Origin of the sequence: Amycolatopsis pithecellobii, from assembly GCF_009707865.1 — a bacterium.
Taxonomy (GTDB): Bacteria; Actinomycetota; Actinomycetes; order Mycobacteriales; family Pseudonocardiaceae; genus Amycolatopsis_E; species Amycolatopsis_E pithecellobii.
The window spans coordinates 20,180-44,547 of sequence record NZ_WMBA01000010.1 but is presented as its reverse complement, the minus strand read 5'-3'; the positions used below and the strand labels follow the sequence as shown (position 1 = coordinate 44,547).

The window sequence follows — 24,368 nt, the reverse complement described above, 5'->3', positions numbered from 1 at the left end:
GGGAGCTACGGGATCAACACGTCACCGAGGCCTTGGCGCCCGCGATAAACGAGATGTGCACGTGATCGTAATGGTTCGCAGTCGGACTACCGCGATCTTCCAGCATTGACCAGCCGTTTCCGTCGTTATAGCGCTGGCGCCAGATCACGTATTTCACGCCCAACCGCGACTGGTTGGCCAGCACGTAATCCGCCAATTTGTTTCCCGTTGCGGTGTCCACCATGAAATCCAGGGCGAGCCCGTTCGGATGATCGCTTTCGCCGCCGCGGGCCGCGCGGCCGAAGATCGTGTCGACGCCGAACATGGCCTTCAAATAGTTGCCTGCCTGCGTCACCTGTGGCTGCGTTCCCGCCAGGACGGACGAGCATGGGCGTCCGGCAATGGTCGTCATCGCCGCCGGCTCCCTCGTCACAGGCAAAGTTTGCGTGGTGGCCCGGGGTGGTGTCGCCGAAGGCTTCGTGGTGAGCGACGGTTTCTTGCTGGTCGTCGACGGCTGGGTTGGTGTCGTCGTGGAGGGCGGCGTGGTGGAAGACGACGTCACAGGCGCCGGCACAGACATCGGGGCGGGAGCCTTCAACTCCGCCGCCAGACCCGGACCCTGCCGGCCCAACGGCCCGCTCGTGATCCAGATCGTGAACCCCATCAGAAAAGCCGCCGCTACCGTGATCACGATCGGAAGAATGCGTGATCGTCCCCTTGACCTATGTCGACCCACCATTGCCAAAACACCATTCTCGATACCGCTGGTAATTGTTCTGTTACCGGCTCGTTATTGGCTGAACCGACGTCACGCTACGAATCGGGCACGGCGAAGTCACTAGTCCGGTGAGGAGCGGCACAGATCAACACGCACAAAAAGGGCCTTCCTTAGGCCATTTGGCCCAAAGAAGGCTCCGGAGCGGAAAAGTCAGCCGGCGAAACCGGCGAACCCCAGCGCGATGACGATCAGCAAGGTGACGGCCGTCGAGATCGCGGCCACCCGCGCGCGCTGCATGGCCGACAGGGTGGAAATGTTCATGGTGGTCCCTGGGCTCGAAGGACGGGTTGCGCGCGTGAAACCGCCTTGATCTCGATACTTGTTACGACAGTGTGGTCAAAATCACTCCGTGGAACGCCGGCTTCGCGCGGTGTGCCAGAGCACGGCCCCGGCAGCGCCCACCATCAGCACGAAAGCCAGCCCACTGACGACGACCGCGCGTGTTTCGCTCGGCGCGCCCGCCTGCTGGGCATCCGCCGGACCGCGTTCCACCGCGGCGCCTTCCGTCGCCTGTGCGACACCCCCGACGCCGCCGAACAGCAGCGCGAACACCGCCGCCAAGCCGGCCAGTTTGATCATGATCTTCGACATGGTGCGTTCCCTCCTGTTGGGGCAACGCACGAACCCCCGCGGCATGTTGCCGCGGTTGCCGAGATCACAACGCGTCGACGACCCCGTCGATCTCGGTCGCCAGCGACACGTCCTTCTCCGTCAACCCACCCGCGGAATGGGTGCTGAGCCGGAACGTCAAAGTCCGCCAGCGGATGTCGATGTCCGGATGGTGATCGGCGCTCTCCGCGATCTCAGCGACCCGGTTCACCACCTGGATGGCCTGCGGGAAACTGGCCAGCTCCGCGGTGCGCTCCAGCGAATCGCCCTCGCGCTTCCAGTACGGCAGCTTCGTCAGCGCCGCCACGATCTCGTCGTCGTTCAGTAGCTTCGCCATCTCCCCATCGTGACGGGTACGCTGCACGGTTGCCACGGGAGTCCGGCACCGAGCCGGGCTGAGAGGCGGGCCGCCGGCCCGCGACCGTTCGCACCTGATCCGGATCATGCCGGCGCAGGGAGGCATCCCCAACTCCTCCTGCCGCCGGTGAGCACGAGGAGTCTCAATGATGTTGTCAAGCCGGATGCGTGACCGGTTGGACGGGGGTGAAGACCCGGTTGTCACGCAACAGTGCCCACAGCACGTCGACCCTGCGGCGGGCCAGGGCGGTGATGGCTTGGACGTGTTTGAGTCCTTGGCTGCGTTTCTTGAGGTAGAAGTCGCGATTGGGGCCCTCGCGGATGATGCTGGTTTGCGCGGACAGGTAGAACACCCGCCGCGGGCGAGGGCTGTAGCGTTTGGGGCGGTGCAGGTTGCCGGTGCGGCGGCCGGAGTCCCGCGGTACGGGCACGAGTCCGGCCGCGGAAGCCAGGTGGCCGGCGTCGGCGTAGGCAGCGAGGTCACCGGCGGCGATGACCAGTTCCGCGCCCAGGATTGGGCCGATGCCGGGCAGCGACTCGATGATCTCAGCCTGCGGGTGCGTATGGAACGTGTCGCGGATCTGGGTCTCGATCGTGGTGAGCCGTTGGTCCAGGGCGAGGATCTGGCGGGCCAGTTCAGCCACAATTCCGGCGGCGACCTGTTCGCCGGGCAGAGTGGTCTGCTGGGACCGCGCGGCGTCCAGTGCGGTGGCCGCGACGGTGTCCGCGCTTGGGACCTTGCGGTTGGCCAGCCAGGCTGTCAACCTCGTCTGGCCGATCCGGCGGAGCGCCGCTGGGGTTTGATAGCCGGTCAACAGCAGGAGAGCGCCTTTGCAGGCGGAGTAGTCGAATGCCCGTTCCAGGGTCGGGCTGATGCCGGTGAGCACATCACGCAATCGGTTGATCAACCGGACTCGGTCGGCGACCAGATCGGTGCCGTGCGCGGTCAGCAGGGCCAGGTCCGCGGGCACGTCGATGGCCTGGAAATCGTTGCGGACACGGGAAGTCTCGGCGATCACGGAGGCGTCGCGGGCGTCGGTCTTCGCCTCGCCCCGGTAGGCGCCGGACATCCGGTTGACCGTGCGGCCAGGCACATAGACCGCATGCTGACCGTGCGCCGCCAGCAACGCCAGCAGCAACGCCGAGGCCGTGCCGGCGATATCGATCGCCCAGGACACCGGCTCGCTCAGGCCAAGGATGTCGGCGAGCGCGTCCAGGATCGCTGCCTCGTCATTGGGGATCTTGCGCGACCAGACCGTCGCCCCGGTGTCATCGACCACCACAGCCCAGTGATGGGCCTTGCCCGCGTCAATCCCTGCCCAGACACGGGTCCGCTGCTCGCTCAACCACGCCTCCTCGAACCGAACCATCTTCCATCGGCCCGAGGAACACCCCGCCGTCATCTCCGTAAACAGCGACCAGCACGCGCATCTCAATCAGCAGCCAGGGGGCCCCGGAGAGCCGGACGGCCACTCCTCGCAAGCCACCAAGGGCAAGAACCGATTAGCCACATCCGGCCCTCCCGGGCCACCTGACAACTTACGGAGGACCGATGAGAGCCATGTGGAGCGCCGCGGTCGTACTGGCCGTGACCGCCGCACTGACCGCGGGCTGCACGCTCGTCGGCAGCCGCGACGAGAACTCCGCGGCCACGGTCACGCTGGTCACGCACGACTCGTGGACCGCGCCGCAGCAGGTGCTCGATGCGTTCCAGCAGCAGACCGGCATCAAGATCGAAGTGCTCAAGAAGGGTGACGCCGGTGCGCTCACCAACTCGCTGGTGCTGACGAAGGCCAACCCGCTCGGTGACGTGGCATACGGGGTCGACTCGACATTCGCCTCGCGGGCGCTCAGCGAGGGTGTCTTCGATTCCTACACCAGCCCGGAGGCCGATCGCGGGCCGCAGCGCTACCCGGCCGACAGCGAGCACCGACTGTCGGCCGTCGACCTCGGCGACGTGTGCCTCAACATCGACACGAACTGGTTCACGCAGAAGGGCATCCCGGCGCCCGAGAACTACGCCGATCTCACCGACCCGCGGTACAAGGACCTGCTCGTGGTGGAAAATCCCGCGACGTCCTCACCTGGCCTGGCGTTCCTCCTCGGCACCATCGCCAAGTACGGCGAGCAGGGCTGGCAGGACTACTGGCGGAAACTGAATGACAACGGCGTGAAGTCGGTCAGTGGCTGGGAGGAGGCCTACAGCCAGGACTTCTCCGGCTCGTCGGGCAAGGGCCCACGGCCGATCGTCGTCTCGTATGCGTCTTCGCCGGCCGCCGAGATCGGTGATGACGGAAAGCCTCGTACCAAGGCGCTGCTCGACACCTGCTATCGCCAGGTCGAGTACGCCGGGGTGCTCGCCGGCGCGAAGCAGCCCGACAAGGCGCACAAGGTGATCGATTTCCTGCTGTCGCAACAGTTCCAGACGACCGTCGCGGAGAACATGTACGTCTACCCGGCTCGCGAGGGCGTCGCGTTGCCGAAGGGGTGGGCGGAGGCGGCCCCGCTCCCGCCGAACCCGGCGACGCTGCCGGGTGACCAGGTGCAGGCCGGACGGGATCGGTGGATTGGCCAGTGGCGCTCGTTGCTCGGCCAGTAAGCCGCGCCGGCCTGGGCGCGCTGGCCCTCGTGCCGCTCGCGTTCCTGGTCGTCTTCTTCGCGTGGCCGGTGCTGGCCATCATCGGCCGGGGGTTCGCCGGCAACGGAGTCCTGATCGCGCTCGCACAGGGCGAGACGTGGCGGCTCGCGTGGTTCACCGTCGCGCAGGCCGCGGGTTCGACGGTCATCGCCGTGCTCGCCGGTATGCCGCTGGCGTTCGTGCTGGCGCGCTTGCGGCTGCCCGGCGTCGCGTTGCTGCGCACCTTGGTGCTAGTGCCGTTCGTGCTGCCGACGGTCGTGGTCGGGCTCGCGTTCCGCGCGCTGTGGCCGGACGGCGGCGTCGTGTCGATCGTGCTGGCCAACGCGTTCTTCAACGTCGCGGTGGTGGCACGGACCGTCGCGGGGCTTTGGTCGCATGTGGACTCACGCGCGGAGGACGCGGCCAGGACACTTGGCGCGTCACGCTGGCGGGCGTTCCGTTCGGTGACGTTGCCCGCACTGCTGCCCGCGGTCACCTCGGCGGCTGCCGTCGTGTTCCTGTTCTGTGCCACCAGTTTCGGTGTCGTGCTGGTCCTCGGTGGTGCGCGATTCCGCACGCTGGAGACCGAGATCTACCTGCGCACCGAGAACCTGCTCGATCTGACCGGGGCGGCGGCGCTGTCACTCGTGCAGATCGCGGCGGTGCTCGCCGTGCTGATGCTCGGCGCCGTGGCACGGCGCCGCCGGGAGACCGCGCTGAAACTGCGCGCCCGCAAGGAAACCGCGCGACGCCCGGTGAAGGGTGAGTGGTGGATTGTCGCCGCCGCGGTGGCCGTCGTGGGCATGTTGCTGACACCGATCGCCGGGCTCCTGATCCGCTCGGTGTCCACAACGGACGGTTGGAGCCTGGCCGGATACCGGGCGTTGTCCAGTACCGGCAACAACGGCACACTCCAGATCTCCGGGTGGGGAGCCGCGGTGAACTCGCTGCTGACCGCGACCGACGCCACTGTGCTCGCCCTGGTGATCGGGGTGACCGCCGCGGTGGTCGTCGTCACGCTTCGCCGCACGTCGGGCCGGATGTCGCATGGCCTGGCCGAAAGCCTTGACGCCGCACTGATGTTGCCGCTCGGTGTCTCCGCCGTCACCGTGGGATTCGGTTATCTCATCACGCTCGACGCGCTGCCCGGCGACCTGAGAACCTCGCCACTGCTCGTGCCGTTCGCGCAGGCACTGGTGATTATCCCGCTCATTGTGCGGATGGTGCTGCCGGTGCTGAGGTCCATCGACGAAAGGCTGCGGCAGGCGGCCGCGACCCTCGGTGCCGGACCGGTGCGGGTGTGGCGGGAGATCGACGTGCCGCTCACGATCCGGTCCGTCGTCGCGGCGGCGGGTTTCGGTTATGTCGTCGCGCTCGGCGAGTTCGGTGCGACGAGTTTCCTTGCCCGGCCACAAACCCCGACGCTGCCGGTCGCGATCGCCTCGCTGATCGCGCGGCCGGGTGTGGTGAACAACCAGATGGCCTACGCCGCGTGCGCACTGCTGATGGTGGTGACGATGGCAACCGTGATCGTGATCGACCGGTTCGGGGCCGGCCGGGTGGGGGAGTTCTGATGGCACTTTCCGTCCAGGGGCTCACCGTCCACTATGGAGCGTTCACTGCCGTCGCTGACGCCGACCTCGACATCGCCGACGGCGAAGTCCTGGCGCTACTCGGCCCGTCAGGCTCGGGAAAGTCGACGCTGCTTCGGGCGATCACCGGACTCGAACCACTCGCCACCGGCACGGTTCGCTGGGACGGCGAGGATCTGGCGAACATTCCGGTGCACGACCGGGGGTTCGGGCTGGTTTTCCAGGACGGGCAACTGTTCCCGCATCGTGACGTCGCCGGCAACATCGCCTTCGGGCTGCGCATGCGCCGGATACCCGCGAAACAGCGGGCCGACCGCGTCGCGGGGTTACTGGACCTGGTGGGCCTCCGTGGTTACGAGCGGCGCAGGGTGAGCGAGCTGTCCGGCGGCGAAGCGCAACGCGTGGCGCTCGCCAGGGCACTCGCCCCGGAACCACGGTTGCTGTTGCTGGACGAGCCACTGTCCGGTTTGGACGCCGGGCTGCGTGAGCAGCTGGCCGTAGAGCTCGCCGAACTGGTGCGCAGCGCGAAGATCACCACGCTGCTCGTCACGCATGATCAGGAGGAGGCGTTCACGTTCGCCGACCGGGTGGCCGTGCTGCGTGCGGGCCAGGTCCGGCAGATCGGTGCCGTGCGCGAGGTGTGGCGAAGGCCCTCGGACGACGAGACCGCTGCTTTCCTTGGCGTGACAACGTTCTTCGACGGTGAGGCGAAGGGCGGCATGGTCAAGTTCCCGCTCGGGGAATTGACCCGCGAAGAGCCCGACGGCCCGGTGCGGATCGGGCTTCGGCCGCAGGCCTTGCGTCCCGCGGCCACAGGCATCCCGGGTGAGATCGTGTCCAAAGTGCACCGTCGCGACCATGTTCGCCTGCGCGTGCACACCGAGGTGGGAACCGTGGAGGCGGTCGCGGCGGTGGACGCCGATCTCAACCCGGGTGACGAGATCCGGCTCGCTCTCGACGAGCAGGGTGTGGTCAGCCGTCCTTCGTCGTGATGCGGGCATACGCAAGCGAAAGCCCGATCGCGATGTAGCAAACGGCCCGGATGACACCTTCGGTGAGCCCGCTGGCCGGCATCGGATCCCGCAGCACGTCGACGAGCGAGTCCCAGGATTTCGGCAGCAGGAACGGATGCAGCCAGTCCACCGCGGACAGCAGGAGCAGTACCGTCGACACGATCGTGCCCGCGAGCACCGACACCACGACGAGCATCGGATGCTCGGTGCAGGCCGAGATCGCCAGCGCCACCGCGCCGATCGCCCACAGCTGCAGGGTCACCCAGCCGGCCGCGATCGCGATATGACCCAGCGCGGCGCCGAACGAAAGCGTGGTGCCGGACAGGGTGAACAGTGACCCGGTGCCGTTCATGACGAGCCCGGCGATCGTGCCGACCACCGACATCAGCACCACGGAGGTCAGGGTGAACGTGGCCACGCCGAGCGCTTTCACGGTCAGCAGGCGGCCACGGCTCACCGGCGCGAGCAGCCAGCCACGCAGGGTTCCGTGGGACAGCTCGCCCGCTATCGCGTCACCGGCGGACATCGCGGAAGTCAACGGCAGCAACAGGTTCAGCGTGACCGTCAGCACGGCTACCGGCAGCACCAGCGCATTCGCCGCGGCACCGGACAACAGACCGTCCCCGCCGCCACCCCCCGGGTTGTTCGACTGCCCGATCGACAGGCCGATCGCGACGACGACCGGGATCAGGGCGAGCAGCCCGAGCACGATGAGCGTGCGCGGGCGGCGGAAGATCCAGCGCAGTTCCGCCAGGTACAGGCGTGTCAGCGGGACGCTCGTCCGCGCGGGCGCCGCGGTCAGTGTGGCCGCCGTCATGCCTTCACCTCATCCACTTCGGACAGTCGGTCGCCTTCGGCGTCACGCTGGGTCAGGCGGGCGAACAGGTCCTCAAGGCCGGTGCGCTCGCGCTTCACCTCGTGCACCGCGACACCGGCGTGTACGAGCGCCTCGACCACCTGTGGTGCGCTCGTCGCGGTCAGGTCCGCGCGAACGCCCTCCGGGGTGAGCTTGCCCGGAATCCTGTTGCTCTGCAGGGCTTGCAGTGCCTTGTCGCCGTCCGGAGTGGACACCACAAGCCCTGGGCTGCCGGACTCGAGCAGCTCGTCGAGTTCGCCCTGCGCGACCACCGTCCCGTCGTGCAGCACGGCCACATGCGTGCAGGTGGCCTCGACCTCGGCGAGCAGGTGCGAGGAGACCAGCACGGTCACGCCCTCGGCGTGCAGCTCGCCGATGATGGTGCGGATTTCCCGGGTGCCTGCCGGGTCGAGGCCGTTGGTCGGCTCGTCGAGCACGACCATCCGCCGCGGCACGAGCAGCGCGCCGGCCAGGCCGAGCCGTTGCTTCATGCCCAGCGAATATCCCTTGTACCGGCGATGTGCCGCGATACCGAGGCCGACCCGTTCCAGCGCGTCCTCGACGGCCTTCGGAATGTCCGAAGTGGACAGACGTGGTTCGGCTGCCGCGAGTCGGCGCAGGTTTTCCCTGCCGGACAGGAAGGGGTGGAACCCTGGCCCTTCCACGAGCGCGCCGACGTCCGGCAGCGCATGCTGTGCGTTGTCGGGCATCCGCCTGCCCAGCAGTTCCACCTCGCCCTCGGTCGGGCGGACCAGGCCGAGCAGCATCCGGATCGTGGTGGTCTTCCCGGACCCGTTGGGGCCCAGCATGCCCAGCACCGCGCCCTCGGGCACGTCCAGATCGACCTGGTCCACCGCGACCGTGCTCCGGTACACCTTGCGCAACCCCCTGGTCCGCGCGGCCAGCGCCGGAGCCGGGGCGGACGCCGTGACGCCCGCCCCGTGCTCGGTGTCGAACGAGGTGGTCACTTCGCGCCCAGCGCGTCGGCCAGCACCTGCTCGGTGACGGCGCCGGCGGCGAACCGGCCGTCGTTGGTGATCAGCGCGCTGCCGGCCTTGGTGGTGATCAGGTAGCCGCTGCCGTACGGCCCGGTGACCGGCTTGCCGAACTGGCTCAGCAGAGCCTTCGGGTCTACGTTGCGACCCTGCTGGCCCTGCTTGGGGGCGAGCGCGTCGGACGGGACCGTGCCGGTGACGACTGAGTCCCAGCCGTCCCCGACCACCTTGACGTCACCGGTGTTCTCGGGACGTTGCTGCTGCGGTCCGGCCTGCTTCTCGGTGACCTTCGCCCCCTGCGGCGGGGTGAACTGGAACTCGCTCGCCGGCTGCGAGGTGAACTCGATGTCGCTGAACGCGACCTGCAGCGCGGGGTCGGCCGTGCCGTAGGTCATCACCGCCAGCCGCAGCGGAACACGCTTCTCGGCGTCGACCGCGATCCGGACCTCACGCAGCACCGTGTGCTCGGTCGGCTTCGGCGTCAGCACCAGCTCGTAGGCGGCACGGCCCGCGACCCGTGCGGTCCCGTCGACGCTCACCGTGCTGGTCTCGCGGACCTTCGCCACCAGCTGGGTCGCCGCGGCGGCCGGGTCGCTCGGCACACCCTCGGGCTGCCGCGCTTGCGGCTGCAGCGTGGACTTGTTCGCGGTGTTGTCCTTCGAGCTGTAGGTCCACACGGTGGTTCCGTTGTGCACCACCGTGGTGTCGGCGTTGCCCTGCTGGATGGTCAGCTTGCTGTTGCCGTTGCCGTCGTTGTAGACGTGCGCAGCGTCGATGTTCAGGTTGATCCCGCCCGGCAGCGAGGTGACCGGCAGCCCCAGGTTGTTGTTCACGGCCACGGTGCCGTCGAGTGCGGGCGTCTTGGTGGTCAGCACCGACTGCACGAGCTCCTCGGCGCTGATCGACGGCAGCTGCGGTGCTTCCCCCGCGCTCGCCGGCATCGCCAGCCACGCCAGGCCCGCGATCCCCACCGCTGAGCCCGTGACCGCCGCCGTGAGCGCTTTCGTCTTCGGTTGCATCGAAATACTCCCTGTGTCGGCGAGCACCAGTGTGCTCGTTCCCCGCCGAGAACGCTCCTCTGGCCGGCCTGAGATGGCCCTGAGACGCTGAGAGACCGCTGAGAACAGGCGCGCGGCCAGCGAAAACCGTGCATTCTGGGCAACGTGAAGCCTCGGGTACTGGTGGTGGACGACGAGCCGGGCGTGCGCAAAGCACTGCACCGCGGTCTCCGTGCGGAGGGGATGGACGTGATGACCGCCGCCGACGGCCCGGCCGGCCTTCGGCTGGCGCAGACCGGGTCGTTCGACGTGCTGCTGCTGGACATCATGCTGCCCGGTCTCTCCGGTTACCGGGTGTTGCAGCAGCTGCGCGCCGAGCGCATTCAGACCCCGGTGCTGATGATTTCGGCGAAGGACGGCGAGGTGGATCAGGCCGACGGACTGGATCTCGGCGCGGACGGGTACCTCGTCAAGCCGTTCTCGTTCGTCGTGCTCGTCGCACAGGTGCGTGCGGTTTTGCGGCGCGCCCAGGGCGAAACGACGCGGGGGCCATTGCGGCTGGGCGGGCTCGTGGTGGACAGGGCGGCCCGCGAGGTGCGCTGGCACGACGGTCCGGTGGCGCTGAGTCCGCGTGAGTTCGGGGTGCTGGAAGTGCTGGTCAGCCGGGCAGGTTCGGTCGTCACGAAGGACGAGCTGCTGCGGGCGGTGTGGGGGGACGAGCAGGCGGCCACCCGCAATGTCGTGGAGGTTTACGTCGGGTATGTCCGGCGCAAGCTCGACGCGGTCGGTGCCGGTTCGCTCGTGCGGACCGTGCGCGGGCATGGCTATCTCGCGTCCGACGCGCAGCTCGACGAGGTTCTCCCGGGGTGATCTCACGCTGGCCGATGTGGCTCCGCATCACCGTGCCCGCCGCGATCGTCACCGCGGCGGTACTGGTCGGACTCGCGGTGCTCGCCGGGCGCGGGCTGGGTCCGCTGCGGTTGTCCTCGGTCGACCACGAACTCGGTGAGGCACTCGCGCCCGCGTCCGCCGCGGTCTCGGCGGGCCGCCCGCCCGCACCCGTGGACGGGGTGATCCTGCGCGTGCTGGACACCGCCGGCGGTCCGGTGGACGGCGGCCCGCCGGTGCGGGACCTCGGCGCGGGCGCGATCCGTGCGCTCGAATCCGGCACGTCTGTCCACAATGGAACGATGTTCTGGCGTGGTGCCGTGGTGACCGCCCCGGACGGCTCGCTGCGGCTGGTCGCGGCGGGCACCGGGCTGGTGGGGCTGAACTCGGCGGTGCAGTTCGGTTCGAGGTGGCTGCTGTGGGCGGCGTTGATCGGCGTGGTGCTAGCCGCGGTGGCGACCTGGCTCATCGTGCGGACGGCGCTGCGGCCCGTCGAGCGGATGCGCCGGTCGTTGCGGGCACTGCCGCCCGGTGAGCGGCTGGCCGTTCCCGAGGCGCACGACGAGCTGCGCGCGCTGGCTGCCGACTTCAACGCTTTGCTTGCGCGGCAAGAGGAAGTGAGTCAGCGGCTGCGGCGGTTCACCGGCGACGCGGCGCACGAGCTGCGCTCACCGGTCGCGTCGATCCGGGTGCAGGCCGAGGTCGCCGTCGCGAACCCGGATCCCGAACTGGCACAGGAAACCCTGGCCGACGTCCTCGAAGAGGCGGAACGGCTTTCGGCGCTGCTGGACCAATTGCTGTCGCTGGCGCGGTCCGACGCGGGGGAGGTGCCGCCGGCGGAACCGGTCGAGCTGGTGACCGAAGCACGCGCGGCCGTCAAGCGGATGCCGCCCGGTTCGGTGGCGGCCAGGGTCAACGGTGTGGTCGGCTCGGCGTGGGCGCACGCGGCTCACCCGGAAGTCGAACTCGTGCTGAACAACTTGCTGCGCAACGCATGCCGGTACGCGCGGTCGCAGATCGTGGTGTCCGTGCTGGCCGGGCGGGCGACAGTGCGCGTGGTCGTCGACGACGACGGACCGGGGGTGCCGCCGGAACACCGCGACCGCGTCTTCGACCGGTTCTACCGGATCGCCGACGACCGATCCCGCACTTCGGGTGGCAGCGGCCTCGGGCTCGCGATGGTCGCCGAGGCGGTCCGGCGGCGGGGTGGCCGGGTCACCGTGAGCGAGTCGCCGGAGGGCGGTGCCCGCTTCCAGGTGACCTGGCGGCGGGCCGGTAACGTCTCCGCTTCGTGAAGGCGCGAGTGGTCGTCGGGGCAGCCATAGTGCGGGGCGATGCGTTGCTCGTGCAGCAGCGGGCGTACCCGCCCGAGGTGGCGGGGCGGTGGGAACTTCCCGGCGGGCGCGTCGAGCCCGGGGAGACCGAACCCGAGGCGTTGCGCCGGGAATGCGTCGAGGAACTGGGCGTCGAGGTGCTCGTCGGCGCCCGCGTCGGTGGTGACGTCGCGCTGCGGGCGCATCTCGTGCTCCGGGTGTACGCGGCGTCGCTGGCCGATCCGGCCGCGAAGCCGAAAGCCTTGGAACACAAGGGACTTCGGTGGGTCACGGCGTCCGCATTGGACCGGCTGCCGTGGCTGCCCGCGGATCTGGAGCTGCTGCCGGCCCTGCGGGGTCTCCTGTCGAGTGTACACTAGAACCTTGCGAGGGTACACCACTCAGGAGGCTGGCGATGACTACGCACGGCACGAAGGAATACCGCCAGGAAATGGCGGCCATTCACGACGAGGTCGTGCGCACTGGTGAACCGACCATCATCACGAAGGACGGCAAGCCCTACGTGAAGATCGTGCCCGTGACAGACGAGGCGATTCTTCATCGCTTGGAAAAGCAAGGCCGCGTCATCATGCCGAAGGCTCGCCGCATTCCCGTTGAGCCGATCGATGCCGGCGGCGGCGACTCGACGGAGATCATCGCGGGCAACCGCCGGTGATCCTTGTCGCTGATGCCTCATTCGCGACAAAGGTGCTGTTGGAGGAAGAAGGCACCGACATCGCGCTGAGCTGGTGGAACGAGGAGTCGGCGATCTGGTGTGCGCCGAGCATCGTCGAGGTCGAGGTCGAGGCCGTACTTGCGGTGCGTCAGCGCAGGGACCCCAAGGTATTCGGGAGGCATCGGCACAAGCTCGCCTCCACGACCTGGGCGAACATGCTCGACGGGTTCGTGCTGCACACCATCGACCGGGAGGTGGCCCACCTTGCGAGCCGGCTCATCCGGGATCACGGCCCACTGCGCGGCGCCGACGCTTGCTACCTCGCCGTGGCTGCCCAGTTGCTCGAGGAAGGGCCCGGCACGGAGGTCGTTCTCGGCTCGTTCGATCAGCAGCAGCGTCGAGCGGCCTCCGCGGCGGGCATCCCGTTGACCGCCCTCAGCCCGCCCCGATCAACCGAAGGGCCGAGCTGAGGCGGTGTTCGCCGCGCTCGCGGGCACGGATCGCGCCGGCCTTGCGGATCCGCTCCAGCTCCGCCGGGTCCGCCAGCAGGGACAGCGAGCGCTCGCGGATCGGCCGGAGCGTCTCGATGACCGCGTCCGCGACGGCCTCCTTCAAGGCGCCGTACGACGTGTACACCGTCGCCGCCTCCTGTGGCGGCATTCCGGTGCAGGCGCCGAGAATCTCCAGCAGGTTCGACACTCCGGGCCGGTCGTCCGGTGAATACGCCGGCGCCGGATGGGTGTCCGTCACCGCGCGGCGGATCTTGCGGCGGATGAGGTCCGGCTCGTCGAGCACGAACACCACACCCGCGGAGTCGCGATTGGACTTCGACATCTTCCGTGCCGGCTCCGCGAGATCACGGACGCGCGCGCCCGCCCATGGCAGCACCGGACGCGGGATCGTGAACACCTCGCCGTAGGTCAAGTTGAACCGCCGCGCCAACGCGCGTGCCAATTCCACGTGCTGGCGCTGATCTTCGCCGACCGGTACCTCGTCCGCGCCCAGTAACAGGATGTCCGCGGCCATCAGCACCGGATACGTCAGCAGGCTCAGCCGCGCACCGGATTTCGCCTTCTCCTTGAACTGGATCATTCGGGCGGCCTCGCCATAACTGCACGTGCATTCCAGTACCCAAGTCAGCGCGCCGAGCTCCCGGGCAAGATCGGATTGGACGAAAACGCGTTCCGGCGCAATTCCGGCGGCGATCAGTATGGCGATCATCTCGCTCGCCCGGCTTCGTAGTGCGGGCGGATTGTGCGGGGTCGTCATCGCGTGCAGATCCGCGACGAAATACAGGTCCTCGGGCCTGCCCTCGGCGGCCCAGCGGGCGATCGCGCCAAGGTGGTTGCCCAGCTGGACGTGGCCTGACGGGGTGATCCCGGAGAGTCTCATGTGCGTTCCTCGTCGTTCGCGGCGCCCGCGCGGGAGACCTTGGCACACAAGGAAGGCCGCCCACTCGGGACGGCCTGGGGGTGTGTCAGTGCACAGCGATCAGCCGCCCGGTGGCGGCCACCACAGTCCGGCAAAGCTGTGCATGGCAACACTTTACCGCACTGCACAACCTTCTTTACCCGTGCATAACCGATGTGATCGACCAGTCGGCGATTGTGACCGCCGGTATGCCGAAACGGGTCTACCTTCAAATCATGTTCGTTGTGCTGCTGACCTATAAAGCGCCCGTCGAAGAAGTCGACTATCTGCTTCCGGATCACGCCAAGTGGGTGGAAAGGCATATCCAGGCCGGGGAGTTCCTGGTGGCCGGCCGACAGAATCCACGCACCGGTGGGGTGATCATCACGCGGCCGATGTCGCGGACGAGACTGAACGCGATCCTGTGCATGGACCCCTTCTTCGTTCAGCACCTGGCGACACACCAGGTGATCGAGTTCTCCCCGACGCGCACCGCGCCGGAGTTGCGACTGCTGAACGAGTTGCTGCCGCAATCCGCTTGAGGCACAAGGGAAATCAGGCGTCGTCGAGAGCCGCGGCCTGATCACGCAGGGCCGCCACGATCGCCTGTGCCTGCGCGGAGGGGCGCGGCCGGGTCACCGCGACGGTCGCGCGGCCGGGCCAGTGGTCGTCGGTGACGGCCACGGCTCGCACGCCTGCCGGCAGGACTGGCCGGGCCAGGCTGGGCATCACCGTGATGCCAAGGCCGGCCGCGACCAGACCGAGGCGTGTCGGCCAACTGCGCGCGGTGTGGGCGATGTGGGGGTCCGCCAGGGTGGGCCACGCGCCGAACTGCGGTTCCCCGGTCGCGCCGTCCCCCGCGATCCAACGCTCCTGCGCAAGGTCGGCTACGGTGACGCGCTCCGCGAAGCGGTGTGCGTCCGGGACAATCACCAGAAGATCACCTTTCCGCACTGTGGTCTGCCGGAGTTCGCTCAGGTCGTAGTCCGGCAGACCATGGCCGACGCCGATGACCGCGACGTCCAGCCGGCCCGCCCGTAGCCGGCGGAGGAGGGCGGGTGTCGAGGCTTCCGCCAGGACGATGGCGAGTCCGGGATGGCCGGAGATCACCTGCGCCATCGCTCGCGGGACCAGTGCCATGGCGGCGGTGGGATAGGCGCCGATCGTGAGGCGCCCCGCGAGCCGGTCGCGCAGGCCGGCGAGCTCCAGTTCGGTCGCCGCCAGGTCGGCGAGGATCTCGGTCGCGTGCCGGACGAGCACCTGGCCTGCCGGGGTGAGCGCCACGCCTCGCCGGCTGCGGTCGAAGATCGGCGCTCCGGCCGCGGTCTCCATCGCCGCGACCTGGCGTGAGATGGCCGATTGCGTGTAGCCGAGTAGCTCGGCGGCTCGGGTGAACGAACCCGCTGCGGCGACCTGCTGCACGACCCGGAGCCCGGTCAGGGTGAACTCGGCCATGGCGAGCAGGCTACATGCGTGCTCGTCATGGAAGTGGTGCCGGACCATCATTGGACCGCATGGCTGAGCGAGGGCAGGCTGGTCGTATGACAGCACAATTCACTCGGGACCAACTCGTGGCGCGCCTGATCCGAGCCGGTGAGCTGGAGGTATCCGGAGAGGACCTCGCCGAGGCGGCGACGTATTTCGATGTGGAGAAGTTCCGCTTCCACGGGCCGGACGGCTTCGAATCCGACTACGCCGGGCTCTCCGCTTACTTCGGTTCGCTGCGCGACGCTTTCGACAACCGTTCGATCCGGCGCGGCATCGTGGTGGCCGAAGGCGACACGCTGGCCTGCCAGACGTGGATCGAAGGCACGTTCGTCCGCGAGTTCACCCAGTCACCGGCCGGTCCGCTGCCGCCCAACGGGGAGCGCATCGTGTTCGACCTGATTAACATTTTCCGTTTCGACAACGAGGGACGCCTCATCGAGGAGTGGGTACGCACGGACAACCGCAGTCTGTTGCGCCGGCTTGGTGCCGAAGGAAACTGACCGTGAAGTCTTTCAGGCGGCGGCCTTCGCCCTCTTCAGTGCAAGGACGGGACATTTCTTGCACCGGCTCGAAGACCGGCAGCATTTCTTCTTCACCTTGCCGGCCTTGATGAGCCGCCGCACGACGGCCTGCGGGTCCTTGCTCACCGGTTTAGGTTAGGCGAACCTAATCGGTTGGTGAGCGTGGCGCTGGTCACAGAGAGGCCAAAGGTATCCTGGGTTGGACTGTCCGTGGCCAGAGCCGGCTCCGGCGTCTCCCTCAGACCTCTTCACACCAGGAGCCCTCGCGTGCCCGCAGCAACCGCCGAGAAGGTCCGCACGGACCTCCGCAACGTAGCAATCGTGGCGCACGTCGACCACGGCAAGACCACGTTGGTCGACGCCATGCTCCGCCAGTCCGGCGCCTTCGCCGAGCGAGCGGAGCTCGTCGACCGCGTCATGGACTCCGGTGAGCTCGAGCGCGAAAAGGGCATCACCATCCTGGCCAAGAACACCGCGATCCACCGGCAGACCCCGGACGGTGCGGTCACCATCAACGTCATCGACACCCCTGGCCACGCCGACTTCGGCGGTGAGGTCGAGCGTGGCCTGGCGATGGTCGACGGTGTCGTGCTCCTGGTCGACGCCAGCGAGGGGCCGCTGCCGCAGACCCGGTTCGTGCTGCGCAAGACGCTCGAAGCCGGCCTGCCGGTGGTGCTGGTGGTCAACAAGGTCGACCGCCCCGACGCCCGGATCGCCGAGGTCGTCGAGGAAACCCACGACCTGCTGCTGGACCTGGCCGGGGACATCGAGGACGCCGATTTGGACGCGGTCCTCGACCTGCCGGTCGTGTACGCGTCGGCGCGGGCGGGTCGTGCCAGTCTGGAACAGCCCGGTGACGGTGAGCTGCCCGCGAGCGAGAACCTCGACCCGCTGTTCGACACGCTGCTGCAGCACGTTCCGCCGCCCGCCGCGGACGTCGACGGCCCACTGCGCGCGTTGGTGACCAACCTCGACGCGTCGAACTTCCTCGGCCGCATCGCGCTCATCCGCATCCACTCTGGCCGGTTGCGCAAGGGCCAGACCGTGGCCTGGCTGCGCGAAGACGGCTCCACCCAGTCGGTCCGCATCTCCGAACTGCTGATCACCGAGGCGCTCGAACGCGTGCCGGCGCAGGAGGCAGCGGCGGGTGATCTTGTTGCCATCGCGGGAATTCCGGATATCACGATCGGCGACACGCTCGCCGACGCCGACAATCCCGAGGCGCTGCCCAGGATCACCGTCGACGAGCCCGCGATCTCGATGACCATCGGCGTGAACACCTCGCCGCTGGCCGGGCGCAACGGCGGCGACAAGGTCACCGCGCGCCTGGTGCGGGCGCGGCTCGACCAGGAGCTCGTCGGCAACGTCAGCATCAAGGTGCTGCCCACCGAGCGGCCGGACACCTGGGAGGTCCAGGGTCGTGGCGAGCTGGCGCTGGCGATCCTCGTCGAGCAGATGCGCCGCGAAGGTTTCGAACTGACCGTCGGCAAGCCGCAGGTGGTCACCCGCACCATCGACGGCAAGTTGCACGAGCCGTTCGAACGGCTGACGGTCGACTCGCCCGAGGAGTATCTCGGCTCGATCACGCAGCTCATGGCGGCTCGCAAGGGACGCATGGAACACATGGGCGGCAACGGAACCGGCCGGGTCCGGCTCGAGTACGTGCTGCCCGCGCGTGGCCTGATCGGCTTCCGCACCGACTTCCTCACCGAGACCCGTGGCACCGGTATCGCGAACCACGTGTTCGAGGGCTACTTCCCGTGGGCGGGCGAGATCCGCACCCGGCACACGGGCTCACTGGTGGCCGACCGCTCCGGCCCGATCACCGCGTACGCGATGATCCAGCTCGCCGACCGCGGCACGTTCTTCGTCGAGCCGGGCGCGGAGGTGTACGAGGGCATGGTGGTCGGGGAAAACCCGCGCGCCGAGGACCTCGACATCAACATCACCAAGGAGAAGAAGCTCACCAACATGCGCTCGTCCACCGGTGACGAGCTCGAACGGCTTGCCCGTCCGCGCAAGCTGGGCCTGGAAGAGGCCCTGGAGTTCTGTGCCGTCGACGAATGTGTCGAGGTGGCGCCGGACGTCGTCCGGGTACGCAAGGTGACACTCGACAGCAGCCAGCGCGCCAAGGAGCGGTCGCGGGCCAGGAGCCTGAGCCGATAGCTGCCCGGGGAGCCTGCCTTCCGGTCCGGGCGGGCAGGCTCCCGAGTGAAGAGGAACCCCATCCGGGTGGCGCACGTCCACCCGATACGGTGCCCGTTGAGCGTGGTAACCAGCGGCGCAAAAGCCAGTAGAGCGGCTACCGGCCTTGTGGCAGCATCGTGGGCTCAGCGCCTGGGGAGGCAGTGTGCGGACAAGCAGAGCAGCGGCACTGACGCTGGTGCTCGCTGCCGTGCTCACCGCGTGCACCTCGACACCACCGCCACCCATCGCGCCCTCGCCCGTCGCGTCCACGACCTCCGCGCCACCCAGCCCGTCACAGATCGTGGTCGGCGTGGACGACATCGTGGGCGGCTACAACCCGCATAACCTGGCCGACCAGTCGACGATCACCAAGGCGCTTTCGCAACTGCTGTTGCCTTCGGTGTTCCGCCAGACCGATGACGGGCAGTACGAGCTCGACACCACGTTGATGCGATCGGCGACGGTGACTTCGGAGGCGCCGTTCACGGTCACCTACGAGATCCGGCCGGACGCTTCATGGTCCGATGGCGCCCCGATCGCGGTCGAGGATTTCGTCTATCTGGCCGACGCGATGCGCAATCAGCCCGGTGTCGTCGAGCCCGCCGGGTACCGGCTCATCTCCAACATCCAGCCGAGCGAGGGCGGCAAGGGCGTCCAGGTGACGTTCTCCCAGCCCTACCCCGGCTGGCGCACGTTGTTCTCCGACCTGTTGCCACAGCACCTGTTGAAGGACGCGCCCGGTGGCTGGCAAGGGGCGTTGCAGGGCAGTTTCCCGGCCTACGGCGGACCGTTTTCGATCAAGCAGCTCGACACCGCGCGCGGTGAGGTCATCCTCGAGCGCAACGACCGGTACTGGGACAAGCCGGCCGCCATCGACCAGATCGTGCTGCGGCGGTCCGACGCGGCGGGGCTGGCAGCCGCTTTGCGCAGCGGCAACGAGCAATTCGTGATGTCGCGGACCGACGCGACCGGCGTGAAGTTGTTGCAGGACATCGGTCCCGGGCTGCAGCTGCACACGGTGGCGAGCCCGCGGCTGGCGGATGTGTTGCTGCGCCCGGTGAACAGCGCGCTGGTCGACGACAACGTGCGCGCCGCGATCGCCGGCCTGATCGACCGGAACAAGCTCATCGACGAAGGCACCGCCGGTGGCCCGTCGGCCGGGTTGCGTGCCGACGCCCAGGTGCTCGCGCCCTCCGTGCCGGGATACGCCGCCACGATCCCCGCCAACGTGTCCGCGCCCGACCCGGCGAACGCGGCCTCGTTGTTGCAGCGCGCCGGGTACACCCAGGAAGCCGGTAGCTGGCGCAAGAACGGCAAGCCACTCTCGCTCGTCATCGCCTCGCCAGGGCAGCTGGAGCCCTACGCGCGGATCGCGAAGGAACTCGCGCGGCAGCTCACCGCGGCCGGGGTGCAGGTCACCACCATCAACCCGGAGCCACGGAACCTGTTCTCGAATCTGCTGGCGATGCCGGTCAGCGCGACCGGGCAGCCGACCGGGGACGGTTCCGGCAGCGTGGCCGTGGACATCGCCATCACGCCGATGCCGGCGGGCGGCGACCCGGCGACCGTGCTCGCCTCGACTTTCGGCTGCCGCCCCGGCGAGCACGCGGTAACTACGACAGCGCCCGTGGTCCCGGCCAATCCCGCGGCGGTTTGCGATTCCGCGGTGCAGCCGACAATCGACGAGGCACTGTCGGGGCAGAAGAAATTGGCGGACGCACTAGCCGAACTCGAGCCCAAATTGTGGGCGCAACATACGGTGATTCCGCTGTTCCAGCTCGCGGACACGCTCGCGATCGGAAGTGGTATTTCCGGTGTCACACCAGGTCCGCCCATGGCTGGGCCGTTTGGGTCAGCCGTAAATTGGACGCGTGGCGGCAAGTAACCAACGAGTGTCCGCATGTTAGACGGAAGTCACCCTTTGGTCACAATCGTTCTCATAATCGTGACTCTTTGTGCACAACTTTCTACCGTTCCACGGCAGTGCGCCGATGCGCGCCTTAGGTGTGACATAAGCTCCCGCTTAACGCGCAGGAGCGGTGTGGGCGTATCGCCCAGTGCTAGGAGGGCACACGTACATGAGGACATGGAAAGCAGCTTCGGCCGTCACCGTGGCCGCGGCTGCCGCGCTCGTGCTGAGCGCCTGCAGTGGCGGCAGCGGAAGTGGTGGCACGGACCAGAACGGTTCGAGCTCCGACATCAAGAGCATGGCGGTCGGCAAGGCGGAAAACGCCAGTGCCGGCACCTACAAACTGGGCAACGTTCCGAGCTGGCCCGGGCCGGTCACGGTGGGCATCGATGACGCCTACTCGGCCTACAACAACCAGACTCCGGACAGCAACACCTCGTACAACAACTACGTCATCACCGCCGTCCTCGCCGGTTCGAACGTGCTCGACGGCAACAACAAAGTGTTGCTGAACAACGATGTGCTCGACTCCTGGGACGTGACCTCCACGAGCCCGTACACCGTCACCTACAAGCTCAAGCCGGGCATCAAGTGGTCCGACGGCGCGCCGTGGAGCTGCAAGGACTACTACCTCGGCTGGCTGTCCGGTAGCGGCAAGGTCAAGGACTTCAACGCCGCGTCCACCTCGGGTTACGACCTGATCAGCGACGCCAAATGCGTCGATGACCAGACCTTTGTCGCCACGTTCACCCAGCCCTATGTCGACTACAAGGGCCTCTTCGACAGCGCGCAGCTGCTCCCGGCGCACGTCCTCGAACAGCAGACCGGCATCCCGGACATCACGAAGCTGACGCCGACCAGCGACCCGGCCCTGCTCAAGAAGGCCGGTGACTTCTGGACCAATGGCTGGAAGGGCTTCAACGCCTCGATCATGCCGGCTTCGGGCCCGTACATGATCTCCGCGTTCGACGAGAACCAGGGCGCGGTCACCCTCAAGAAGAACCCGAACTGGGCCGGCGGCAAGGGCGGCCCGGACACGGTCATCGTGAAGAAGTTCTCCGACACCAAGGCCATGGCCACGGCGTTGCAGAACGGTGAGATCCAGGTCGTCGCCTCGACCCAGCCGGACGCCACCGCCGCGACCACGCTCAAGGGCCTGTCGGCGCAGGGTGTGACCTACGGTTCGGCGCCGCAGCTGACCTACGAGCACCTGGACATGAACTACAAGAACGCCATCCTCAAGGATCTGGCCGCGCGCAAGGCGCTTTTCCAGGTGATCAACCGCACCGAGGTCACCGACAAGCTGCTCAAGGAAGTGCAGGCGGATGTCGCGCCGGACAACAGCTTGATCTACACCCCGGCGGAGTCCGGTTACGAGGATGCCGGCTACGGCACGACCGCGGGCACCGGTGCCGCCGACGCGAAGAAGACGCTGGAAGCCGACGGCTGGACGCTGGGCGCGGATGGTATCTACCAGAAGAATGGTCAGCGTTTCTCTTTGACGATCTCGCACAACAACAACACCCGGCGCGACCAGACGGTGGAGATCATCCAGTCGCAGGCCAAGGCCGCGGGTATCGAGATCAAGAACGACAACGACCCCACGTTCCTCAGCGGTGGCCGGGTCAGCACGGGTAACTGGGACGTCGCCCTGTTCGGCTGGTCGCAGCCGCCGTTCAAGTCGCAGTCGCAGCCGCTGTACTCGACCGGTGGTGCCCAGAACTGGCAGGCCTACAGCGACCCGAAGGTCGACGACCTGTTCAAGCAGGCCGTTGTCGCCACGGACGAAGCGGGCGCGACGCAGCTGTACAAGCAGGTCGACAAGCAGATCGCGAGCGACTACGCGTCCCTGCCGCTGTTCGCCACCCCGTCGATGTGGGCTTTCCAGGGCATCGACAAGGTGTACATGCAGTCCTACAACGGCGCGCTGTGGAACGTCGGTGAGTGGGAGCAGAAGAAGTGATCTTCCGCTCGGCGTGACCCTGGTGGAGTCCGGGGGCTGGGGCATGATCTCCCTGGCCCCCGGACTCCCTCCGGAAGTAGCTGTCGACCGTTGGGAGACCCCCACTACGGTGGACACGGGCACGGCTGCATACTTCCGGCCAGGCCCGGATGAGGAGCAATCTCGTTGAATCTGGTCATCTACATTCTTCGCCGGCTGGCGATCTCGATCCCGGTGTTGTTCGTCGGGACCTTCCTGGTGTTCGTCATGATCTCGGCAGCCGGGGATCCGCTGGCCGAGCTGCGGGGCCGCCCGAACATCAACCCCGACGCGATCGCGCAGACCGCGCAGCAGCTTGGTCTGGACCTGCCGATCATCCCTCGGTACTTCCACTGGCTGGGGCACTTCCTGACCGGTGACTGGGGTGTGTCGGTCGCACAGGGCAACGCCATGCAGCCGGTGTTCCCGAAGGTCATGGGCGCCTTCGACGTCACCATCAAGCTGGTGATCGGTGCGGAGATCCTCGCGTTGATCGTCGGTGTCGCGGTGGGCGTGCTGGCGGCGGTCAAGCAGTACTCGATCGTCGACTACATCGCCACCACATTGGCTTTCTTCCTGTTCTCGATGCCGATCTTCTGTGTTGCGGTGGTCTTGAAGACCTACGCGATCCAGGTCAACGGCTGGGTGCGTGATCTCGGGCTGACCGACTGGCTGGGTAATCCGTGGCTGCGCACGACAAGCCCGGAAAACCTCCACTCGACCGGGTTCGGGGATTTCCTGGCGAAATACTCGGGTGCGTATCTGCTGCCCACGTTGTCGATCATGGCGATCAGTTTCGCCGCGTACAGCCGGTTCCAGCGCGCTTCGATGCTGGAAACGCTGAGCCAGGATTACGTGCGGACCGCACGGGCCAAGGGTATTTCGGGCTCACGCGTGATTTTCCGGCATGCCTTCCGGAACGCGCTGATCCCCGTCGCCACCCTGTTCTCGGTGAACTTCGCTCAGGTGCTGACCGGCGCGATCATCACGGAGACCGTGTTCAACTGGCACGGGATGGGCACACTGCTCGTCGATTCGGTGAACCGCCTTGACCCCAGTACGTTGATGGGCTGGCTGGTGGTCGTCGCCGTGATGGTGGTGGTCGCCAACCTCATCGCCGACCTGCTCTACGGCATCATGGACCCGAGGATTCGCGTTGGCTGACATGAACTCCCTGATTGCCGGCGAGGCGGCCTCGGCCGCTCAACGCGAAGGCACCCTGCCCCCTGAGGCACTTCCACAGCCGGTCAGCCAGGGGCGGCTGGTGTTGCGGAAGTTCCTGCGGCACAAGCTCGCCATGGTGTCGACTGTGGTGCTCGCGCTCCTCGTATTGCTCGCGGTGATCATGCCGATTTTTTGGGCGCACAAGTACGAGGACGCGAGCTTTCCGTCGTTCGCGAAGCCCAGTGGTGAGTTCCCGCTCGGCACCACCCAGGTCGGCAAGGACATGGTGTCGCAGATCCTGCGCGGCACCCAGTTCTCGCTGCTGATCGCGGTCGTGGTGTCCATTGTGGGCACATTTGTCGGCGTGGTGTTCGGCTCGGTCGCCGGCTACCTGCGTGGTTTCGCGGACTCAGGGCTGTCGCGGCTCACCGACTTGTTCCTGATCGTCCCGCAGATCGCGGCCGCCGCGATCATGGCGAAGGTCTTCGGGCACGGCAGCTGGTTCGTCGTCGCGCTGGTCCTGGCCCTGTTCGCGTGGATGCCGATCGCCCGGATCACCCGGGCCGAAGCGATGGCACTCTCGCAACGAGAATTCATCGAAGCGGCGCGTGCCGCGGGTGCCGGGACCCCGCGGATCATCTTCCGGCACCTGGTGCCCAACATGGTCGGCAGCATCACGGTGAACGCGACACTGGCGGTGGCACAGGCGGTGCTGGTCGAAGCCGCACTGAGCTTCATCGGCCTCGGTGTCCAACCGCCGGACACCTCACTGGGCCGGATCATCCTGGAGAACTACGCCCAGGTGCAGGGCCGCCCGTGGCTGTTCTTCGGGCCGTTCATCGTCCTGGTGCTGATCTCACTGTCGATCAACTTCATCGGTGACGGTTTGCGTGACGCCTTCGACCCACGGCAACGCCGGATGAAGGCCTGAAGGAATACCGCGCGAGTTGCACGTTCCCGTCGCGCGAGTTGCGCGCTGCGCTCGTCCGAGTTGTACGTTCCGTGCGCACGCAACGCGCGACTCGCGCGCACGCAAC

General features: G+C 67.6%; 25 protein-coding genes and 1 riboswitch. Of the genes, 15 read left to right on the top strand and 10 right to left on the bottom strand.

What is annotated here, in order from left to right; all coding sequences use genetic code 11:
• Positions 1-13 precede the first annotated feature (13 nt).
• From GKO32_RS09400 to GKO32_RS09385, 4 genes are all read right to left on the bottom strand, one after another.
• Positions 14-670, bottom strand: coding sequence for a VldE C-terminal domain-containing protein (locus GKO32_RS09400; RefSeq protein ID WP_312867728.1), 657 nt, complete (start codon positions 668-670; stop codon positions 14-16).
• Positions 671-1,099: 429 nt separating this feature from the next.
• Positions 1,100-1,348, bottom strand: coding sequence for a hypothetical protein (locus GKO32_RS09395; protein ID WP_154756402.1), 249 nt, complete (start codon positions 1,346-1,348; stop codon positions 1,100-1,102).
• 64 nt (positions 1,349-1,412) lie between these two features.
• Complete coding sequence (locus GKO32_RS09390; protein WP_154756401.1) at positions 1,413-1,703, bottom strand: 4a-hydroxytetrahydrobiopterin dehydratase; 291 nt, start codon at positions 1,701-1,703, stop codon at positions 1,413-1,415.
• A gap of 24 nt (positions 1,704-1,727) precedes the next feature.
• Positions 1,728-1,841, top strand: a riboswitch (TPP riboswitch).
• Between the two features lie 37 nt (positions 1,842-1,878).
• Positions 1,879-3,093: an IS110 family RNA-guided transposase gene (locus GKO32_RS09385; RefSeq protein ID WP_166459455.1), complete on the bottom strand. Its 1,215-nt coding sequence runs from the start codon at positions 3,091-3,093 to the stop codon at positions 1,879-1,881.
• 191 nt (positions 3,094-3,284) lie between these two features.
• Between GKO32_RS09385 and GKO32_RS09380 the strand changes: the two genes are divergently transcribed.
• From GKO32_RS09380 to GKO32_RS09370, 3 genes are read left to right on the top strand one after another with little or no spacing between them, the layout of a single operon-like run.
• The gene (locus GKO32_RS09380) at positions 3,285-4,322 is read left to right on the top strand and encodes a thiamine ABC transporter substrate-binding protein (RefSeq protein WP_154756491.1); all 1,038 of its coding nucleotides are present in this window, start codon (positions 3,285-3,287) and stop codon (positions 4,320-4,322) included.
• Entirely contained in the window at positions 4,298-5,914 is a 1,617-nt protein-coding gene (locus tag GKO32_RS09375; RefSeq protein WP_312867727.1) for an ABC transporter permease, read from the top strand. The genes GKO32_RS09380 and GKO32_RS09375 overlap by 25 nt, the downstream gene beginning before the upstream one ends.
• Positions 5,914-6,924, top strand: a complete 1,011-nt coding sequence (locus GKO32_RS09370; protein ID WP_154756399.1) for an ABC transporter ATP-binding protein — start codon at positions 5,914-5,916, stop codon at positions 6,922-6,924. The genes GKO32_RS09375 and GKO32_RS09370 overlap by 1 nt, the downstream gene beginning before the upstream one ends.
• Here GKO32_RS09370 and GKO32_RS09365 read toward each other — a convergent pair.
• From GKO32_RS09365 to GKO32_RS09355, 3 genes are read right to left on the bottom strand one after another with little or no spacing between them, the layout of a single operon-like run.
• A complete protein-coding gene (locus GKO32_RS09365; protein ID WP_154756398.1) occupies positions 6,905-7,762 on the bottom strand; it encodes an ABC transporter permease in 858 nt (285 codons plus the stop codon). The genes GKO32_RS09370 and GKO32_RS09365 overlap by 20 nt on opposite strands.
• Positions 7,759-8,769, bottom strand: coding sequence for an ABC transporter ATP-binding protein (locus tag GKO32_RS09360; protein ID WP_312867726.1), 1,011 nt, complete (start codon positions 8,767-8,769; stop codon positions 7,759-7,761). The genes GKO32_RS09365 and GKO32_RS09360 overlap by 4 nt, the downstream gene beginning before the upstream one ends.
• Positions 8,766-9,815: a LolA family protein gene (locus tag GKO32_RS09355; protein ID WP_154756397.1), complete on the bottom strand. Its 1,050-nt coding sequence runs from the start codon at positions 9,813-9,815 to the stop codon at positions 8,766-8,768. Before GKO32_RS09355 ends, GKO32_RS09360 begins: the two co-directional genes overlap by 4 nt.
• Before the next feature lie 144 nt (positions 9,816-9,959).
• Here GKO32_RS09355 and GKO32_RS09350 point away from each other — a divergent pair, with 144 nt between their 5' ends.
• The 5 genes from GKO32_RS09350 to GKO32_RS09330 are packed head-to-tail and all read left to right on the top strand — an operon-like array spanning position 9,960 to position 13,141.
• Positions 9,960-10,664, top strand: coding sequence for a response regulator transcription factor (locus GKO32_RS09350; RefSeq protein ID WP_312867725.1), 705 nt, complete (start codon positions 9,960-9,962; stop codon positions 10,662-10,664).
• A gap of 14 nt (positions 10,665-10,678) precedes the next feature.
• Positions 10,679-11,977: a sensor histidine kinase gene (locus tag GKO32_RS09345; protein WP_154756489.1), complete on the top strand. Its 1,299-nt coding sequence runs from the start codon at positions 10,679-10,681 to the stop codon at positions 11,975-11,977.
• Positions 11,974-12,375 (top strand): (deoxy)nucleoside triphosphate pyrophosphohydrolase, encoded by a 402-nt coding sequence (locus tag GKO32_RS09340; protein WP_312867724.1) that lies wholly within the window; start codon positions 11,974-11,976, stop codon positions 12,373-12,375. Before GKO32_RS09345 ends, GKO32_RS09340 begins: the two co-directional genes overlap by 4 nt.
• Positions 12,376-12,410: 35 nt before the next feature.
• Positions 12,411-12,671, top strand: coding sequence for a type II toxin-antitoxin system prevent-host-death family antitoxin (locus GKO32_RS09335; protein WP_154756395.1), 261 nt, complete (start codon positions 12,411-12,413; stop codon positions 12,669-12,671).
• Positions 12,668-13,141, top strand: a complete 474-nt coding sequence (locus GKO32_RS09330; RefSeq protein ID WP_154756394.1) for a type II toxin-antitoxin system VapC family toxin — start codon at positions 12,668-12,670, stop codon at positions 13,139-13,141. The genes GKO32_RS09335 and GKO32_RS09330 overlap by 4 nt, the downstream gene beginning before the upstream one ends.
• Here the strand turns inward: GKO32_RS09330 and trpS are convergent.
• The gene (gene trpS, locus GKO32_RS09325; protein ID WP_154756393.1) at positions 13,107-14,063 is read right to left on the bottom strand and encodes a tryptophan--tRNA ligase; all 957 of its coding nucleotides are present in this window, start codon (positions 14,061-14,063) and stop codon (positions 13,107-13,109) included. The two genes, GKO32_RS09330 and trpS, sit on opposite strands and share 35 nt — an antisense overlap.
• A gap of 254 nt (positions 14,064-14,317) precedes the next feature.
• On the opposite strand from trpS, the gene GKO32_RS09320 reads away from it, so the two are divergent.
• Complete coding sequence (locus tag GKO32_RS09320; protein ID WP_154756487.1) at positions 14,318-14,623, top strand: YciI family protein; 306 nt, start codon at positions 14,318-14,320, stop codon at positions 14,621-14,623.
• A 13-nt stretch (positions 14,624-14,636) separates the two neighbouring features.
• Here GKO32_RS09320 and GKO32_RS09315 read toward each other — a convergent pair whose 3' ends face one another.
• Positions 14,637-15,536, bottom strand: coding sequence for a LysR family transcriptional regulator (locus tag GKO32_RS09315; RefSeq protein ID WP_154756392.1), 900 nt, complete (start codon positions 15,534-15,536; stop codon positions 14,637-14,639).
• Between the two features lie 86 nt (positions 15,537-15,622).
• Between GKO32_RS09315 and GKO32_RS09310 the strand changes: the two genes are divergently transcribed.
• Complete coding sequence (locus tag GKO32_RS09310) at positions 15,623-16,069, top strand: ester cyclase (protein WP_208024336.1); 447 nt, start codon at positions 15,623-15,625, stop codon at positions 16,067-16,069.
• A 12-nt stretch (positions 16,070-16,081) separates the two neighbouring features.
• Here the strand turns inward: GKO32_RS09310 and GKO32_RS39700 are convergent, their stop codons facing one another.
• Positions 16,082-16,216, bottom strand: a complete 135-nt coding sequence (locus tag GKO32_RS39700) for a hypothetical protein (protein ID WP_281353796.1) — start codon at positions 16,214-16,216, stop codon at positions 16,082-16,084.
• A gap of 141 nt (positions 16,217-16,357) precedes the next feature.
• Here GKO32_RS39700 and typA point away from each other — a divergent pair, with 141 nt between their 5' ends.
• The 5 genes from typA (at position 16,358) to GKO32_RS09285 (ending at position 24,262) form a co-directional block, all read left to right on the top strand.
• Entirely contained in the window at positions 16,358-18,256 is a 1,899-nt protein-coding gene (gene typA, locus GKO32_RS09305; RefSeq protein ID WP_312867723.1) for a translational GTPase TypA, read from the top strand.
• A gap of 184 nt (positions 18,257-18,440) precedes the next feature.
• Complete coding sequence (locus GKO32_RS09300; RefSeq protein WP_312867722.1) at positions 18,441-20,162, top strand: ABC transporter family substrate-binding protein; 1,722 nt, start codon at positions 18,441-18,443, stop codon at positions 20,160-20,162.
• A 193-nt stretch (positions 20,163-20,355) separates the two neighbouring features.
• On the top strand, positions 20,356-22,149 hold the full coding sequence (locus GKO32_RS09295) for an ABC transporter family substrate-binding protein (protein ID WP_154756390.1): 1,794 nt from the start codon (positions 20,356-20,358) through the stop codon (positions 22,147-22,149).
• Positions 22,150-22,314: 165 nt separating this feature from the next.
• Positions 22,315-23,331, top strand: a complete 1,017-nt coding sequence (locus GKO32_RS09290; RefSeq protein WP_154756389.1) for an ABC transporter permease — start codon at positions 22,315-22,317, stop codon at positions 23,329-23,331.
• Between the two features lies 1 nt (position 23,332).
• Entirely contained in the window at positions 23,333-24,262 is a 930-nt protein-coding gene (locus tag GKO32_RS09285; RefSeq protein ID WP_154756388.1) for an ABC transporter permease, read from the top strand.
• Positions 24,263-24,368 lie beyond the last annotated feature (106 nt).

What these genes read in the sequence shown, in the direction of transcription:
- GKO32_RS09395 (WP_154756402.1), bottom strand. Translation starts at nt 1,348, where the DNA reads ATGTCGAAGATCATGATCAAACTGGCCGGCTTGGCGGCGGTGTTCGCG.
- GKO32_RS09390 (WP_154756401.1), bottom strand. Translation starts at nt 1,703, where the DNA reads ATGGCGAAGCTACTGAACGACGACGAGATCGTGGCGGCGCTGACGAAG.
- GKO32_RS09385 (WP_166459455.1), bottom strand. Translation starts at nt 3,093, where the DNA reads ATGGTTCGGTTCGAGGAGGCGTGGTTGAGCGAGCAGCGGACCCGTGTC.
- GKO32_RS09380 (WP_154756491.1), top strand. Translation starts at nt 3,285, where the DNA reads ATGTGGAGCGCCGCGGTCGTACTGGCCGTGACCGCCGCACTGACCGCG.
- GKO32_RS09370 (WP_154756399.1), top strand. Translation starts at nt 5,914, where the DNA reads ATGGCACTTTCCGTCCAGGGGCTCACCGTCCACTATGGAGCGTTCACT.
- GKO32_RS09365 (WP_154756398.1), bottom strand. Translation starts at nt 7,762, where the DNA reads ATGACGGCGGCCACACTGACCGCGGCGCCCGCGCGGACGAGCGTCCCG.
- GKO32_RS09355 (WP_154756397.1), bottom strand. Translation starts at nt 9,815, where the DNA reads ATGCAACCGAAGACGAAAGCGCTCACGGCGGCGGTCACGGGCTCAGCG.
- GKO32_RS09345 (WP_154756489.1), top strand. Translation starts at nt 10,679, where the DNA reads ATGTGGCTCCGCATCACCGTGCCCGCCGCGATCGTCACCGCGGCGGTA.
- GKO32_RS09335 (WP_154756395.1), top strand. Translation starts at nt 12,411, where the DNA reads ATGACTACGCACGGCACGAAGGAATACCGCCAGGAAATGGCGGCCATT.
- trpS (WP_154756393.1), bottom strand. Translation starts at nt 14,063, where the DNA reads ATGAGACTCTCCGGGATCACCCCGTCAGGCCACGTCCAGCTGGGCAAC.
- GKO32_RS09320 (WP_154756487.1), top strand. Translation starts at nt 14,318, where the DNA reads ATGTTCGTTGTGCTGCTGACCTATAAAGCGCCCGTCGAAGAAGTCGAC.
- GKO32_RS09315 (WP_154756392.1), bottom strand. Translation starts at nt 15,536, where the DNA reads ATGGCCGAGTTCACCCTGACCGGGCTCCGGGTCGTGCAGCAGGTCGCC.
- GKO32_RS09310 (WP_208024336.1), top strand. Translation starts at nt 15,623, where the DNA reads ATGACAGCACAATTCACTCGGGACCAACTCGTGGCGCGCCTGATCCGA.
- GKO32_RS09295 (WP_154756390.1), top strand. Translation starts at nt 20,356, where the DNA reads ATGAGGACATGGAAAGCAGCTTCGGCCGTCACCGTGGCCGCGGCTGCC.
- GKO32_RS09285 (WP_154756388.1), top strand. Translation starts at nt 23,333, where the DNA reads ATGAACTCCCTGATTGCCGGCGAGGCGGCCTCGGCCGCTCAACGCGAA.